This window comes from Vibrio methylphosphonaticus (assembly GCF_023634655.1).
GTDB lineage: Bacteria > Pseudomonadota > Gammaproteobacteria > Enterobacterales > Vibrionaceae > Vibrio > Vibrio methylphosphonaticus.
In genome coordinates this window covers 94,452-110,042 of the sequence record NZ_JAMKMS010000010.1, presented here as the reverse complement: position 1 = coordinate 110,042, position 15,591 = coordinate 94,452, and the positions used below count along the sequence as shown (strand labels likewise).

Annotated in this window: 20 protein-coding genes; 14 read left to right on the top strand and 6 right to left on the bottom strand. The window is 43.9% G+C overall.

Annotation, left to right across the window (positions count from 1 at the left end; genetic code table 11):
- Positions 1-7: 7 nt before the first annotated feature.
- Complete coding sequence (locus M9196_RS13490) at positions 8-781, bottom strand: hypothetical protein (protein WP_250618046.1); 774 nt, start codon at positions 779-781, stop codon at positions 8-10.
- Positions 778-1,386, bottom strand: a complete 609-nt coding sequence (locus tag M9196_RS13485; RefSeq protein WP_250618045.1) for a helix-turn-helix domain-containing protein — start codon at positions 1,384-1,386, stop codon at positions 778-780. Before M9196_RS13485 ends, M9196_RS13490 begins: the two co-directional genes overlap by 4 nt.
- A 194-nt stretch (positions 1,387-1,580) precedes the next feature.
- Between M9196_RS13485 and M9196_RS13480 the strand changes: the two genes are divergently transcribed.
- The 11 genes from M9196_RS13480 (at position 1,581) to M9196_RS13430 (ending at position 8,617) form a co-directional block, all read left to right on the top strand.
- Entirely contained in the window at positions 1,581-1,781 is a 201-nt protein-coding gene (locus tag M9196_RS13480) for a Rha family transcriptional regulator (RefSeq protein WP_250618044.1), read from the top strand.
- Complete coding sequence (locus tag M9196_RS13475) at positions 1,778-1,924, top strand: hypothetical protein (protein WP_250618043.1); 147 nt, start codon at positions 1,778-1,780, stop codon at positions 1,922-1,924. Before M9196_RS13480 ends, M9196_RS13475 begins: the two co-directional genes overlap by 4 nt.
- A gap of 9 nt (positions 1,925-1,933) precedes the next feature.
- On the top strand, positions 1,934-2,473 hold the full coding sequence (locus tag M9196_RS13470; RefSeq protein ID WP_250618042.1) for a phage regulatory CII family protein: 540 nt from the start codon (positions 1,934-1,936) through the stop codon (positions 2,471-2,473).
- A gap of 9 nt (positions 2,474-2,482) precedes the next feature.
- On the top strand, positions 2,483-2,833 hold the full coding sequence (locus M9196_RS13465) for a hypothetical protein (protein WP_250618041.1): 351 nt from the start codon (positions 2,483-2,485) through the stop codon (positions 2,831-2,833).
- 68 nt (positions 2,834-2,901) lie between these two features.
- Positions 2,902-3,453 (top strand): hypothetical protein, encoded by a 552-nt coding sequence (locus M9196_RS13460; RefSeq protein WP_250618040.1) that lies wholly within the window; start codon positions 2,902-2,904, stop codon positions 3,451-3,453.
- Positions 3,450-3,857: a hypothetical protein gene (locus M9196_RS13455; protein ID WP_250618039.1), complete on the top strand. Its 408-nt coding sequence runs from the start codon at positions 3,450-3,452 to the stop codon at positions 3,855-3,857. The genes M9196_RS13460 and M9196_RS13455 overlap by 4 nt, the downstream gene beginning before the upstream one ends.
- 9 nt (positions 3,858-3,866) lie before the next feature.
- The gene (locus M9196_RS13450; RefSeq protein WP_250618038.1) at positions 3,867-4,094 is read left to right on the top strand and encodes a hypothetical protein; all 228 of its coding nucleotides are present in this window, start codon (positions 3,867-3,869) and stop codon (positions 4,092-4,094) included.
- 87 nt (positions 4,095-4,181) lie between these two features.
- A complete protein-coding gene (locus M9196_RS13445; RefSeq protein ID WP_250618037.1) occupies positions 4,182-4,517 on the top strand; it encodes a hypothetical protein in 336 nt (111 codons plus the stop codon).
- Entirely contained in the window at positions 4,483-6,612 is a 2,130-nt protein-coding gene (locus M9196_RS13440) for a hypothetical protein (RefSeq protein ID WP_250618036.1), read from the top strand. Before M9196_RS13445 ends, M9196_RS13440 begins: the two co-directional genes overlap by 35 nt.
- Before the next feature lie 55 nt (positions 6,613-6,667).
- Positions 6,668-7,969: a hypothetical protein gene (locus M9196_RS13435; RefSeq protein ID WP_250618035.1), complete on the top strand. Its 1,302-nt coding sequence runs from the start codon at positions 6,668-6,670 to the stop codon at positions 7,967-7,969.
- 429 nt (positions 7,970-8,398) lie between these two features.
- Positions 8,399-8,617, top strand: coding sequence for a hypothetical protein (locus tag M9196_RS13430; protein WP_250618034.1), 219 nt, complete (start codon positions 8,399-8,401; stop codon positions 8,615-8,617).
- Here the strand turns inward: M9196_RS13430 and M9196_RS23740 are convergent, their stop codons facing one another.
- Positions 8,618-9,079: an ogr/Delta-like zinc finger family protein gene (locus M9196_RS23740; RefSeq protein ID WP_406707686.1), complete on the bottom strand. Its 462-nt coding sequence runs from the start codon at positions 9,077-9,079 to the stop codon at positions 8,618-8,620.
- Positions 9,080-9,142: 63 nt separating this feature from the next.
- Positions 9,143-9,436: a hypothetical protein gene (locus M9196_RS13415; protein WP_250618033.1), complete on the bottom strand. Its 294-nt coding sequence runs from the start codon at positions 9,434-9,436 to the stop codon at positions 9,143-9,145.
- A gap of 170 nt (positions 9,437-9,606) precedes the next feature.
- On the opposite strand from M9196_RS13415, the gene M9196_RS13410 reads away from it, so the two are divergent.
- The gene (locus M9196_RS13410; RefSeq protein WP_250618032.1) at positions 9,607-10,707 is read left to right on the top strand and encodes an alpha/beta hydrolase; all 1,101 of its coding nucleotides are present in this window, start codon (positions 9,607-9,609) and stop codon (positions 10,705-10,707) included.
- A gap of 21 nt (positions 10,708-10,728) precedes the next feature.
- On the opposite strand, the gene M9196_RS13405 is transcribed toward M9196_RS13410, so the two are convergent.
- Positions 10,729-11,760 (bottom strand): phage portal protein, encoded by a 1,032-nt coding sequence (locus tag M9196_RS13405; RefSeq protein ID WP_250618031.1) that lies wholly within the window; start codon positions 11,758-11,760, stop codon positions 10,729-10,731.
- Positions 11,757-13,538 (bottom strand): terminase large subunit domain-containing protein, encoded by a 1,782-nt coding sequence (locus M9196_RS13400; RefSeq protein ID WP_250618030.1) that lies wholly within the window; start codon positions 13,536-13,538, stop codon positions 11,757-11,759. The genes M9196_RS13405 and M9196_RS13400 overlap by 4 nt, the downstream gene beginning before the upstream one ends.
- A 166-nt stretch (positions 13,539-13,704) precedes the next feature.
- Between M9196_RS13400 and M9196_RS13395 the strand changes: the two genes are divergently transcribed.
- Both M9196_RS13395 and M9196_RS13390 read left to right on the top strand, forming a co-directional pair.
- Entirely contained in the window at positions 13,705-14,580 is an 876-nt protein-coding gene (locus M9196_RS13395) for a GPO family capsid scaffolding protein (protein ID WP_250618029.1), read from the top strand.
- Entirely contained in the window at positions 14,581-15,582 is a 1,002-nt protein-coding gene (locus tag M9196_RS13390; RefSeq protein ID WP_250618028.1) for a phage major capsid protein, P2 family, read from the top strand.
- Positions 15,583-15,591: the final 9 nt, after the last annotated feature.

Here is a 15,591-nt window from a genome sequence, read left to right as displayed (position 1 = left end):
CCATTTTTCATTTTAGAATGTGTAGTTCGTTAATTACCCAAACCGAAAACAAAGCCATGTTAAAAATCAGTGGTAGCGAAAGATCAAACACTTCGCCATTTCGAAGAAATTCTTTTAGGTAGTGGCTAGACTTAAGCCACAGCAACCGCATTCGATATCTAACACTAGTGATTTTATATGATCGATAGGTAACGTGATGTTCGTCTGAGTCGGGTTTTAATCCCCATTTTTTTGCCAGTGCTCTCTTACGCGAAACCGCTTCGGGAATTCTATGTATTAGGTCTTCAGAACTTTTGATAGATTCGAATTGATAGCTGCCATTGAACCTAAAGCTGAAACTATAAACTAACTCTGAGGAGTACTCTGTTTCATCGTATTGGTATGTATTTATGTCGATGGTGTGTACTGCTAGATCTTCAATTGTTCTAATATTAACGTAATAGTGATCTTTACTAATAAATATGGATTGTCTAACAAAAGACTCGCCTATTTTGCCTATTTCTAAACTACTTGCTAAAGCATTGAACCAGTGTTTTCTAAACACGGTTGCATGCTCAAGAACATAGCGATACATGGCGTACCATACTAGCCCCCAGTAGAGATAAATTAGGTTCTGAGGGCTTTCAAAATTAATGGTAGGAAACCAAGGGATTGCTATCTTTACATCCTCTAAACCTACGCCCAACACCATATGCGCCAACCCAATACAGAATAGCGTCATCAAACCTTTTGCTGAGTTGGTGAACGTTGGGTCGGTTACTTTATCGAGGACTGGATTCATTTCTTCTTCATTTCCATAGCCACTCGGCCTATAACTTTTATGTCTTCTTCTGCAACTTCGACGGTTGATTCACCGAACGCTATTGCCAGCTTTTTGCCTGGTAAGCGTTGCAGGTGATTGATCGATAGCGAGCCGTCGATATCAATGAGGTAACTACCTGCTGTTGGGTGCGTTTCGCTAGTGCTAATGAAGTGATTGCTCCCATCTTGCTCTACTACAATGAGCGCACTCTTTTCAAGCCCAAAATCGGCCAAAGTAGCATGACCAATTTCTACTTGTCCGCTCTCAAGAAGCTGACCGTTAACTAGTCCGTGTTTGACGAACCCATTTCCCTTCGCAACGTCGTCGGTTTCTTTTGGGAAAGGTTTGCCTTCACCAAGCGCAAGGTATTTAACCGAAGCTCCTGAGTGGAGGTGTTCTCTTACAATAAGCTCAAAAGGAGTCCTATCATGGCGGTGCCAAGTAAGAATGGTTGAGCGTGGGACACCAAAATAATCTGCAAGTTGGTTGTACTGAGGGCATTCCGTTACTTCTCTCAGCTTATCCGTAAACTCTCGACCCTTAAGGTATTCAAAAGGCTCTACTTTTGCTGGAATTCTAGTCATTTGTCTCACTTTGTATTCATTTGCAATCATTTGAACTGTGATTCAGATCTCTATAAAACCGCATGAATATGGTCAAAAGACTCTTGTAAATGTATTCATTTGCGATCAATAATGATTGTGAAAGTTACCTATGATGCTGTCATGTACCACCATTAAGCATCAAGAATAGTCTTTAAGCGAATAGGATACCACTTATGGCAAGTCTTCAAATAGCGTTAGACGCACCTTTTTGCACGAAAAAAGAGTTTATTAGACGTACTGGCTGGTCTACATCGTCACTCGATAGAGCAATAGCCCGTGGCGAAATCCCAATTCTTCCTAAACATGGCGAGAAAGGCTCTGTGCTCATCAACTTAGTGAAAGTATTCGAGCGTTCTGCGGAGCAAGAAGTATGAGCTTTCTTACCATCCTTAAAACCAAACCCACTTTGCACCAATCGCAAAGTGAGTCTTGGGAAGAAAGCTATCCAAACGAATGCCCAACTTGGCTCAATGTCGTTGGTTGGCTATTCGTTTTCGTCCCTTTCTTCTTCATTTGAGTATTAGCTATGGACGTAAACAACTCAATGTGCGGATTCTGTGAGTCCAAACAAAAGTCATTTGACGAGGCTTGTTTCTCATTCGCGAGACAAGAGAACATGGAAGCGATAGCTAGAAAGCTAAAAATGCAGCCCGGTATGCTGCGTAATAAGCTGAATCCTGATCAGCCTCATGTTCTAAAACCCGTAGAACTGATCGCCATTTCTAAAGTGAGCGGCAACTACACCCTTATCAATAGTCTTTTGCTTGGGCTAGACGTTGTCACCGCCCCCATTGAAAGCGCCGAACAAGCGCAAAGCATTGTAGAAAGAGTGCTCACGCACAGTACCAACGCTGGCGAACTGTCTACTTGGGCGTTGCAGCACGGCAACGGCCCACGCTTATCACGCACTCATAAACAGTCACTCATTAAAAAAGCACAAGCTGGCATCGGCAACCTTGTGCTTCTTATCAACGATATCGAAAACCGCACTTCTGGCGTTTCCCCAATGTTAAGCATGGGCGTGGACTTTATTGCCAACGGTGCAGCAATCCCAGGTTTAACCTAAGGAGCCATGATGACCCAGTTAGCGAGAGAACAAATTGAACAACAGCAAATAGCGCAGCCCACAGCCCCCAATGCAATGGAAAGTATTGCGGCTTGTAAGTCCCTTTTTAACGGTGAAGCGACGCGTCGTAAGTTGAAAAAGGTGTTCAACAATATGCCGGATAAAACTCGTGGCTTAGTGCTGATTGCTGGCGGCTTACCCGCCAAAGATTACCAACGACGCTTTGAATCCTTCAATGATTTAGAGCTGCAAAAAATCCGCACCGGAATGCAGTGCCTAAAAGAAATCGTGGTGGGCTTTGATAAGAAACTCGGCGATGTCCGCCGCCTAAAACACTACCAGTTCAGCAGTACCCATTAACACCCTAGCCAGTGTCCTTTGCCCTCGAAAGGGGGCGTTTTTTTCGTCTTAGCGTAGGAGCATAGAAGATGACAGACCCAAAATATCGACACAGACCAAGACAACCAATCCCGCCAGTTAGTGACCAAGCATTAGCGGAGAAGTATCACAAGGAGGCAAGCGACATGCTGCGTCAGTCGCGGGAAATCCACGACGTGATGTTAAGCAGCCAGCGACGTTTAACCTTTGCTTTAAGTTGGCTAGTGCCGAAGCAATTACTCACTCAATGCGGTTTCGACGAGCATGACCAATCTGCAGAAGGTGTTGGGAATAATGCCCAAGCAGTGAACGTGAGTTTAGATATGCGCGATGTATTCGACATTGTTCACGCCATTAACGTGTTGGCGATGGCGAACACGGATGTGATTCATGTCTTTACCGAGTTTAGCGGCCAATATAACAACTACAGACTAGCGGCTTATGACACCTGCGAACTACCCATGAAAGTTCTGTTGGTTGCACAAGTTGAAATGTCAGCAAGCGACATATTGGAACAATTGCTGTCTATTGAAAGCCAATTAACAGAGCTGATCATTGAAGCCCGTGAAGAAGCCGAAGCAAAAGCAGAGGTGAAATCATGAGTGATTTTGAAATCCATCTATTTGACACGTCATTTGAGCAAATTTCGGCAAGGTTCGAGAAAAGCAGCACTGAGCAACAACATGAAATGCTCATTCAACTCGACGCCATTGCGAAGAAACTCACCCCCGTTCAAACCCATCGACCACAAGAAGATGTGTTGGCCGACATCAAACAAGCCATGCAAGGCGACCGCGCTTGTGTCTTCTTTGCTCATCACTACGTGAGCTGGTATCGCTCTTGCCAAAGTGAAAACGCGAAACCACAGCTACACCATTGGTCACAGCTAGATATGAACAACCGCCGCTTGTTTATTGAAATGCTCGCCCTACGTGACTTAGGCCACTGGGATGATGAGGCACTTTTTCAGTTCGAGCAGTACTGCTTGGCAGCGATTGGGGAATAGGGGAACGCTATGCAATATGCCGCAATAATGCTTTGTCCAGATGGAGGAGTTATTCGCCATGAACAAACGCAAGAAGTTGCCAATGTTTTGGTTGGTGATTTTGAATCGATGGAACGAGCTATTGACCAAGCTTGTTTCGAACTTGGTTGTACTCACTTAACTAAAGGTGTGTTGAAACAAGTTGAAGGCAAGGGCGGTTTTATGTTGGTCACAACTCAGGAATTGGAGGCAGTATGAAAATACGAGAATATGCAACAATGCGATTAGTTAAGGGCGCCGATAGAGGTGCCGAGATTAATCTTACATCTAAACAGAGAGCATTGTATGAACGAAAAGTTAAAGCAATTACAAAGTGTCTTGGCAGACATATGCCAAGAAAGCGACCTTCTTCTTAAATTTGAAGTCGATGAGTATGAACTGGAGCCTGCTCAAGACGACACGTTTTTAGACGTGAAGGAAAATAATCCCGATTGCGCAGTAGCGGTCGGGATTGGCAACGAATACATGCAGCGGGTTTTCGTACTTGATGAAATTGAATCGAATGTTTATTCGTTCGTAGAAATTTCGCAAAAGCATGCCTTTTTCAATGTGGCGTTACGTGCGGAAGATGGAATTTGGGATATCAATGTTATTGAAACCAGAGAAGGGGAGAACTGGTAAAGCACTTACCAGTAACGACCTCACTTTTGTCGCAGGGGCAGTAATGCCCCTTGATAGAATCAAAAAGAATGATGCCAGCTATAATGCTGGTTTTTTTGGTTCCAAACTTTATACCGACCAAGAACAAGCGATTTTGGATAGTGGAGTGGTTAAGAAAATCCCTATTTATGACCGTGTTCTTAATAAAAAATCGAAGCGCGAAGTTGATCTTATTAGAAGAACGGACTTCTTTAACAAGGTGAATCATACACCCAAACCCCTCCGCGAAGCGGCGGCGAGAATCGCCGAAGAGTATAGGCTAGTCAAGGGGCGCAAAAGTCCGACAGGTCGACATAGGGTTGATAACTTCAAGAAAATTAGCCGATTGCTGCGCCCTTTGAGGGAGAGAAGCTCCGGCACAATCCTTTTGGCGTCAACGCAAGCGCATGATAATGAGGACATCCTGTACCGCTCTACGGAGCAAAATAGGGCGTCTATCCTGAATCAAAATGGTAAGAAGGCGAGAGGTGAACCTGACAAAGTACCAACATCTGTGCAACTCATGCATAGAGATTGGAACGAGACATACAAACTGCAGGTCATTACGGAAACGCCATCAGGTAATGCCCCGGCTGAAAATGTCGGAGTGAGGTTCACTGACAAACTTAACCCCCGAGCGGTGAGTCGAATATTCGAGGCCGGAGCCTATACGGCTGCTTGTCATGGAGGCTTCACTACTTTCCTTACATTAACGTTTTCCCAAAGGAAGCGACTTGAACTGTTTGGAGGCATGGTGGATGAGGTTGATTGCAACACTATGGGTTCCCATCACCCGATACGCTACAGGCGCAACATGGTTACGGCTCATCCAAAGCGCGGTGAAAAGAAAATTTGGGACTCAATTACTGAGATTGGGGGAGAGTATTGTACCGTCCCTTCCAAGGATACGCCGTATCCCAAAACAATGAATCGTGGTGGCGTTATCGCTGGCCCCTATTGCGATATTAAGCAAAAGCCAGAGCAAGAATTCACTATGGAAAAGACTCTTGAAACGAGCATAGGAAAAGAAGTATCTCGCTTTCTGGATGCGGCTAAGAAAATGTATCAGCGGGGTTGGGTTGCAGACCACACTACCCAGATAGATGCGGACTCGGGAGCTAAGTACAGTGATCTCAAAAATCACAAAGTTCCTATGCATGTGCAGCCTTCACCTGAGGGACCAACTATCACACCCGCTGATTTTCATTACATCTGGGTAGCGGAGTGTCCCGCAAATGAATACGGAGAACCAAACCCACATGTTCACTTGCTATTGCGGTGGTCGGTTCCCGAACCGTTGTTTAGTCCTTGGGCGAAACGGCTTGAGAAAATTTGGGGGCATGGTTTTGCTCAGTTGGCGCGAATTCGGAAACCGACCGCAGCCAGTTCGTACATCATCAAAGCTGTTGGGTATGCAGCGAAAGGTGCTAATGCTGACCAAGGATTGATACGTGGGAATCGCTATAACATAGCTAGGTGCTCACGCGCTCCGGGTTGGGAGTGCCTTGCCGCTTTTGAAACTCATAATATGACAGCTATTATCCGAGAAATGGGCTCTAAGCTTGAGCAGTGGAAGAAGCCTCTACAACGCAAAATCAGAAAGTTGAACACTGAAAAAGCTCAAGCTATTAAAGCCAAGTCAATTGCAAAGCTACAAAAAAAGCCTGACGTTTATCAGAACAAGCTCTACCAACGAATTATCCGTTTGGAGAAAACTGCGCAAAAGATAAGTAAAACGGTTCGAGAGCGCGGCGTACACGTCAGCAGTGCAAATCGCTTCTGCATTTCATTTGATGGAGAAAATTCGAAATCTAAAATGGACAGTTTTCTGCTTTGGGCTGCAGGTGCTCGTGGTTGGAGTTTGAAATGTTCCGACATTGATATGTGCGATATAAAGCAGGATGCCAATGAGTTCTATAAAAAACACTACATTCGGTTTAAAGATCGGCAGGCTTATTGGCGTTCGTTAGCAGACCGTTACACGGTTCCTGATGAACCAGAACAAGAACAGATAGATAAATGGAATCAGGAACTTCTTGATTATAAGCAAGGAACGTTGGTGCCGATGCTATGTTAACATCAGTTGAGCAATACGCTCCGTGTTTGAGCTTATTAATATCTGAAGGTGGGGAATGGACAAGGAAACGAAGTTAGGACATCTATTAATGACTCGTGCTGTCGATAAGACAGGTAATGTCATTTCCATCAAAGATGCTGATAACGGACTTAAATGTGATTGCAATTGTATTGTGTGTGATAAGCCAGTTCTTGCTCGCCAGGGTAGTATTGCATGGAGTTTTGCGCATGTTAGTACGCAAGCTTGTTCCTGGTCAGGAGAGACCGAGCTTCATTTAATTGCTAAAGAAGTGATTAAGAAGGATAGAAGAATCAAGTTTCGACACTTAACGTTGAATGGGCAAAGTCACTATATTGATGTTGAATTCTCGGAAGTTGAAGAAGAAGTGTTTGATGGTCTATATCGGCCAGATCTTGTCTGTACTTCAGTTGATGGTGAACGTTTCTTAGTTGAAATTTGTGTGAGTCATCAATGCGAAAAAGAAAAGGTATCCTTCTATCGAAAGCAAAGAGAAAACCTAATCGAAATAGTGTTACCAACTCGTCTCCCTGAGGGAGTGGAGTATTTAGATGAAGAGATAGTTAGAGCATTGATCGACCAAGCGACGGTTCACTGTCTATCCATTAACCCATTATCAATTTTTGCTGAAGAGCTTGCAGCGTTAAACCAAAAACATATCTCTGAGCAGGGTAGCCAGCTCCGGTATTTGCGCGAGTGTGGTAGAGAGTTGGAAGCTAAACGGGACACGCTCAGTCAGTCAGTGAATAAGCTATCAAGATGTTACTCTGACTGGGAGAAGCACAAAGTTAAAGTTGAAAATAAGGTCAAAAAATACGAAAACAACCTACGACGAAATATTGAATCTCAAAAGGAGGTTAGGGCTTATCTGCAACAGACACATCAGCTTCAACATCAAATTAAAGAATTGAAATCTCAGTGTAGCGCAGTCAAAAATCAATTTAACAATGCGAAAGTCGCACTTGATCAAGAAATCTCAAAGTATAGAAAACAGCAAATGGAAGCGGTTAAACACCAGGTTTCCACCACTGAATTTAGCTTGAACTCTCAGCTAAGCCTCCTCAAGTCTGAAATTGAAACGCTCCGTACCCTAGAGCTGGTTTTAAGAGAAGATGACTCTGTAACGAAAGTAGACACTGCTATACAGATTATAAAGCTGCACTACGAAGACAAATTCGATGAATTAGAAAGAGACTGGATGGTTGTTAGGAGATTAAAAAATGATTCTCTTATGCCGACTACTATTGCTGAAAATAGAAGAACACTACCTCCGTTGACTAGTGAAAATGTTGATTCACTTGTGTCATCAGTGAGAACTTATAAAGACATGAAGGGGTAAGCCCAACTCATAGAATGTAGTGCATTACCGTCATCGTCTAACATCACAAATACGAAAGAAATAATAGTCTGATAGTTTTTAAGATATTGATTAATATAAATAAAATAACTCAGTGTCAATAAGGTCATTTAAACCAAAAATGAATGATTGACACCATGAAAGAAAAGTAGATTATTAAGTTAACTCTCCTTCCCAATCCCCCTCCACTCATTCAGTTTTTTATTAAGCACAATTGCGCCATAACATATTTGGTTCTGCAAACAAAATACGTCAAGTAGCGATCAATTGGTTTCAGACCGAATTTGTTACTGTGTTTGTGTATGGAAAAAAACAAGGAAAAAGAAGATGAGTGAAGTGAGTCAAAAAACGCCTATAGAATACTGTATGAATATACAGTATATTTGTAGGGTCGTTGGTAAGGGTATTGATATGAAAGAAGAAAAAAAGCTATTTCAATTGGCGCTTGATGTGATCATTGACGGTGTTTCAGTGAGTATGCCTGCGGAAGGGCGTGCTGAAGCGGGAGTACTATTGATGAGAGGATTAGTGGCGAAGTACCCTCACTTAATTGATGCTGAAAAAACAAAAGCCATTCAATCGATAATTGAAATGGCCGATGAGGTAGAAAGCCCTGAGTTTAGGTTGTAATTAGAACATCGATAGCTGAAGACTAAGCTCCTGCCTCTTTTCTGGGGGCAGAGCCTTTACCAATGAATTAGCCAGTTGCTGTGTTGTTTTTGATGATGGGCTTAATGTGTGGCTGAAGTATAACGACATCACAAATTGATGTTCACATTCAGGGTTTTTACATTCGCAATAAAGGTCTGCGCAGTCATTGGATAGGCGGTTGGTTTTGTTGATTACCGCCCGTTCTCCGCAACCACAAAAAACACGGGTACCAAATACTTTACCAAACAGAGGCTTGCTGGCTGCACCAATCCCTAGGTGAACCTTTGAAGGCTTTAAAGAATGTTTATACCCTAGCGCACTTACAAAGGTGTGGCCGCAATCTGGGTTTGAACATGAACAAGATAACTCCGCGCAATTTGCATCCGCTGCTTTGCTTCTGCTAACAATCGCGCGTTCACCGCATTTGCAATAAACTCGCATACTTAACCTAACTCGCTGACTGACCTTGATATAGTAGATTAAATACTGTGCTTTTGTACAGGTTTAATGGGGGTGTATGATCGATGAAAATGCCAGGTTTGGGCGGTAAATGTTGGCTATTTCATGTGACGCTAAATTAATGAAAATACGGGAATACTGAGAAAGAACGTCTTCACTGGTCAGCGCCAGAATGAACAGGATATCGGGCAGGCTTTGGTCGTTCATTCTGTGAAAATCAATTTCATCATCAGGCGTTTTTTTGACTGTTTTTTCCAATGTGCTAGTGAAGTGGTCTAAAGCTGGTTTTTCAGCTCTTACGAATTTGATAAGGGTGAGCAGTTCGGTTTTTGTATTCATGTCGCTATTTAAGCAAATTTAGTTGGAAGATTAGTATGAGATAAGAGGCGATATTTGCGAGTAACGTCTTAGGTAATTGAACATCACACTATTAATAAAAAGGTAAGGAAAGTCGTTAAAACTATCCTATAAGAACATGTACAACTTGTTTAGTAATTAGAATTGAAGGTATGAAAAATTTTAAGCTAATAGCGATGTTGGTAGTATCCATGGTGATGTTTGGGTGTGCTTCTACAGAGCAAATGCTACCAAGTGAACCCCGTGAACCCAGTGAAGATGACGAGTCATATACTATGGTTGATGTTTTCTTTGCTACAGATCGTGCAATCGATAATGAACAAGACGTTTACGAATATTATGGTGCTAAACGTGCGGATGTGACCTACGGAATTGCTGCAGTCTCTATTCCCCAAGATCATAAAATTGGTGAATTAGAATCACCCACATGGTGGAAGTTAGAATTCTTTGAAAATCCAGATAAGCATGTCATTTTACACACTATTTTCCGGTCGGAAAAAGAAGACTATTTTGAACGATTAAAGGGTAGAGTAGGAGTATCACGTGACAACGATTTGCTCATTTATGTGCATGGCTACAATGTGACGTTTTCAGATGCCGCGAGAAGAACTGCCCAGATGGTTTATGACCTGAGCTTCGATGGAGCAGCGGTATTTTATAGCTGGCCTTCACATGGGAAAATGTTGAAGTACACGTCAGATGAGGTGAATGTCCAGTGGGCTCAAACAAATATTACGGCGTTCTTGAAAGATGTTGTTGAAAAGTCTGATGCTGAAAATATCTATTTGATTGCCCATAGTATGGGGAATAGGGCTCTCACTCGCTCTTATGTTGACTTGATGAGGAGTAACCCTGAATTTTCAGGTAAGGTTCGGGAAGTTATCCTAGCGGCGCCAGATATAGACGCTGATGTATTTAAGAGGGATATTGTCCCTGAGATGGTTAAGTCGAATACCCCAATAACGCTATATGCTTCATCCGAAGATATACCACTTAAAGTATCGCGTGAAGTGCATGCCGGCTACCCAAGAGCGGGTGATGCGGGAGCCAATTTAGTGGTTTTAGATGGAGTTGAAACCATCGATGCGACTAATGTAGGATCTGGATTTCTAGACCATTCATATTACGCTGAAGAACGCCCTGTTATTTCTGACATTTTTAATATTCTTCATCATAGTATGAGGGCGTCTGACCGAGCGAGTTTGACCGAAATACAAACCCAAGATGGAACGTATTGGAAGTTTAGACGTTAGTGGAGCACGACTTAAAAACTGTTAACCCGTGTTGACGGCCATTGTTTTATCAAACTCTAACTTCAGTGACCTAGGTATCTCTGGGTCACTGTTCACTTCATCCATAATCAGTTCACAAACAGGAATGATTTCATCTTTGGCGTATTCGCTGCCAATCTTGATCGGGTCCCCTAAACTGGTTGTGCCTTGCGGGATAATGCCTGCTTTGCCAACTGGGAATCGGTGGCCTACCAGAATGTCTTGTGCGGTAATGTTCTTAATTCGCTCGAACTCATCTTTAGTGGCAATGTCTCCTACCGGAATCAATTGAATACCTTTCTCTTTGCCGTTCGGGATGTTCACAAACATGCTGCGAAAGTTACCCACGCCTTTAGAGCTGGCAATGGTCTCCTTCATCATCTCTTCGTCGGCTTCGCTTAAGCTCGGGTCTGTTGCGTAAAAGATAAAGCCCATGTGAGCGCCGTTCTTGTAATAACGGCGGCGAAACAGCGTGGCATCTTTGTTCAATAAGCTGCTTTGGATACTGCCTAAGTAGTCGGGTAAACCATAAATCTGCTGTTGGGGATCATACTGTGGTAAAAATATCACATCGTCTTTGCGGTATTCTCGCTGTTGGTTGTCGCGTTCTAGAATGATGAAGTCGCCATTTTTACGTTTACGCAGGTACATACCTGGCAATGGATGTAACCGCACCACGCGCTTAAAACCATCTCGAATTTTTAAGAACCCAGCATGACCAAAGGTGAAGTAATCACGACAAAATGCTTGAACATGTCGACGGCGAATTGCACCACCTTGTTGGAACCGTCCTGCTACGTAGTTAGCTCGAGCGATTAGCAAAGAACCATGATAAGAATTGGCTCTGGCCACATCAGCCAATCCTGTTGGTGAAATGGGAGGTTCCCAGTAATTATCTGAATCGTTGTAAAACAAATCTGAGTAGGAGGTCATCCAACTATTGCTATCAATGGCTTCTGATGCAGAGTCGATGTGATAGACAGATTCAGGTGCTTGTTCTTCTTGTTTGATTAGTGTTTCGGTTTGCTCGGTCATGCTGCAGTCGCCCAAGTTGATTTAGTTGGTGATGAATGGTCTAACGGCTCATTAATAATGGCGTGAGAGATGGCCCAGAATGCATCGGCGTGGCCTGTGGTTTGGCTACGCTCTGCTTTAAATGTCATTGCATTGCCGCTGGCGGTTGGAACTCGCTTAATTGCCATAAATGCCATGGCAATGTCTTTGTGTTCAGCATCGAATTGAAGCCGCTTAGCTTCTACAATGTCGATCATCTTCATGACGAGACGGTTTTTGTTTTCGTTGCTGTAGTGAATGGCGTGCGCTTCACGTGGGTGTTTTTTAGAGATTAAGTCCCAAACACCGCCACCAATGCCCGTGGTATCTACGCCAATGTAAGTGACTTTGTAACGTTGAAAGACTTTGTCGATTTCAGAAACGTGATACTGAAAGTTGAGCCCTTTCCAGTAGTGCTTTTCTAGTACGCGGAATTTTTCCCCTGCGACGGCAGGTGGTGCGATGACCACTAAGCACGCATTGTCTCGAGTACGGCTTGGGTCATAACCCAACCAAACCTCACGGTGGGCGAAGGGCTGTTTATTGTTTGGTTTGAAATCTTGCCAGTGGTCGGCATCAACCATGCTTTTTTCAAGGTCTGAGAACTTGAATACTGAAAGTGAACCATCAACAAAGATGCACATGAATAGGTTGTTGAAGTCGTCTTGGCTGTATTCTTCACGCAGTTCGTCAATGTCGAATAGGTCACAGCCACCGTTGGCGGCATCTTCAATGGTGACGACATAACGCCACTGTTTATCGTCACAAAGTCGGCCACCGTCGCGAAATTCTTCAAACGTTGGAAATTCAATTTTCTCGCGAGATTCTTTGCCTTTGCGCCATTGGTCACCTGTCCAGAATGGGTAAGCCTGGTGCATTTTTGACGATGGTGTAGAAAAGTAGGTTTTACGCCACTTCTTATGTGTTGCCATTGCTGACGCGAGTTTGTTCAGCTCGTCGAACTTGGGTATCCAGAAATATTCATCCACATAAACATGGCCGTGGTAACTCTGGGCGGTTTTGCTGTTGGTTGATAAAAAGCGAAGTTCAGCACCATTAGAAAGAATGATAGGGTTGCCGGTTAACTCGATGTCTAAAAACTCTTTGCCAATAGCAATAATGTAGCTGCGGAAAACCTCTGCTTGAGCGCGAGAAGCGGAAAGGAATATTTGGTTGTCGCCCGTTAGGATAGCGTCTTCTAGTGCTTCACCACTGAAGTAATATGTTGCCCCGATTTGGCGCGACTTAAGGATGTTGCGAATACGCTGCTTGATGTTGTTACGCATGGTGTGTTGGTATTCGAATAATGATTCATGCCAGTCTACAAAGTCACCTTCACCAAGGTGTTCGATGTTGTTTTTTCCTTTTCCTTTCTTTTTACTTCCGCCATTACCATTACTGCTTTTATTGGATGATCCGGAGTGGTTTGCCTTTGAGCTGCTTTGCGAAAGCATTCGTTCTGCTTTGGCTTTTGCATCGGCATTCGCTTTGAGCAGTTTGACGTGATGGTCTATGAGTTTATCCATCTCTTTAAGCTGCTGATCGCTTTTCTCGTCTTTATCAATTAACACGGCCAAGCGGCGGTTAATCATTTCCTCTACAGACAGTTCGTTTAACAACAAAGCCCAGCCGAATTTCTCCGCCCAGGTATAAATGATGCGGTCACTATTTAAGTTAAGTTGCACCGCGATTTCTTTTGGAGGTACTCCGCGTAAATAAAGCTTTTTCGCGGCCTCTTTTATTTCATCTGAATATGCCATAGCCGCATCATACGCGCTGAAAATACGCAAATGACTAACCAAAATTCGGATGAGTTCGGATACGCGAAAAATCCGAATTTCTCGGAATTGAAGTGGCTGAAAGCAACAATTCAAAGGCGTATTGTTGGCTCAAATGAAAATGTGAACAACGAATTTGAGTACGCAAATGCCAAAGACGAGTGACTGGAAAATCGTAGCGACAGAAGGGCCAACCGTAGATGGGCGAAAAATTACCCGTGAATGGCTAACCCAAATGGCGGAGTGCTATTCACTTGACGAATATCCTGCATTGATTTGGCCAGAGCACCGTCGATTTTATGGGTTTGGTGAAAACTGGGGCAAGGTTGTTGAGCTTAAAGCGGAAGAAAAGGACGGGAAAATGCGTCTTTTTGCCAAGCTAGAGCCTAATGACTACATGCTTGAAGCCAACCGTAAAAAACAAAAATTATTCACTTCTATTGAGCCAAATCCTGATTACAAGGGCGAAGGGCGTTGTTACTTAATGGGCCTAGCTGCGACTGACTCCCCAGCATCCACAGGTACTTCGCTACTTCAATTCTCCCGTAAAGAAGGCGAAACCACTCGCCTTGAGTGTAGCCACCTTGAAGAAATCAATCTTGATGAATGCTTTACCCGCAGTGAGCGATTTTTCTCGATGTGCCATCAATTCTTTTCCTCTGGCGAAGATAGGCCAGAGAATTCATCGCAACCAGAGGATAGCGACGTGACCGAAGAGCAACTACAAGCCGCACTACAAAAGCAATTTAGTGCTTTTAAAGGTGAGCTAAAAACCGAACTTACCGACGAACTCAAGCAAGAGTTTAGTAAGCAAGAATCTGAGCCAGAAACAAAGCCAGAAGTTAAACCAGAAGGCACAACAGTAGAGCAGTTTTCTGCAGCGTTAGACGCAAAGCTCAGTCCACTTTTAGAAAAAGTGTCTGGACTCGAAACCAAGTTCAACGCGCTTTCGCAAGAGGTACCTGGTCAAGAGCCTGGCGGTGAAGGCTCTGATGAGAAATTCTCTAACAAGGAGATGTTTTAAATGTTAAATGCAATTTCTACCAAGTATTTGCAAGAGTTCTCTGCCGCTACGCTGGCGAGTGCTGGAGCATCGACTAGCGCTGGTATGTTCTCCCTTACGCCACCAATGGAAACGAAGCTTCGCCAAGCCATCATGCTGTCTGATGCTTTTCTTGGCATGGTCTCTTTGTTACCTGTTCAGCAAATTAAAGGGCAAGTGGTTGATGTGGGGGATGATGGCCTTTCAACAGGCCGTGGTGATGGCAGGCGCTTTAGTGTTGAAGTCGGCCAAAGTGGCAACACCTATGAGCTGGTTAAAACAGATTCAGGCGCACATATTCTTTGGGAAACCATGACCCAATGGGCGAACTCTGGTTCTAAAAATCAGTGGTTGAAGATGATGCAAAATGCGATTTCACGCCGCTTTGCGTTAGATATGCTTCGTATCGGTTTCAATGGTACATCTGCAGCGGTGGTCACAGACCCGCAAGCAAACCCACTTGGACAAGATGTAAACAAAGGTTGGCTCAAAATTGTGAAGGAAAAGAAAGCCTCACAAGTGTTAGCGTCAGCTGATTTAGATCCTACGGGTGGCGTGCAAGATTCGTATAAAAACCTTGATTCGTTGGTTCAAGACCTCATCAACACCACGATTGCACCAGAGCATCGTCAAGACCCTGATCTAGTAGTTTTGGTCGGTTCAGACTTGGTAGCAGCCGAGCAGCATCGGTTGTTGGAATCTGCGGATTCACCAACCGAGCATAAAGCGGCGCAATCCCTAGCGAAAACCATCGCGGGCAAAAAAGCGTATACGCCACCGTTCTTCCCCGCTACCCAAATTTGGGTGACTAATACCAAGAACCTGCAAATCCTGACCCAAGAGGGTACGCAGTGGCGCAAGCAAAAGAACGATGATGATGAACTTCGCTTCAAGCAGAACCATATTCGTATGGAAGGTTATGCAGTGGGTAATTTAAACAAGTTTGCTGCTATCGAAGCGGTAACTGTTGCCGACGCGGCATAAGGGTAAGTC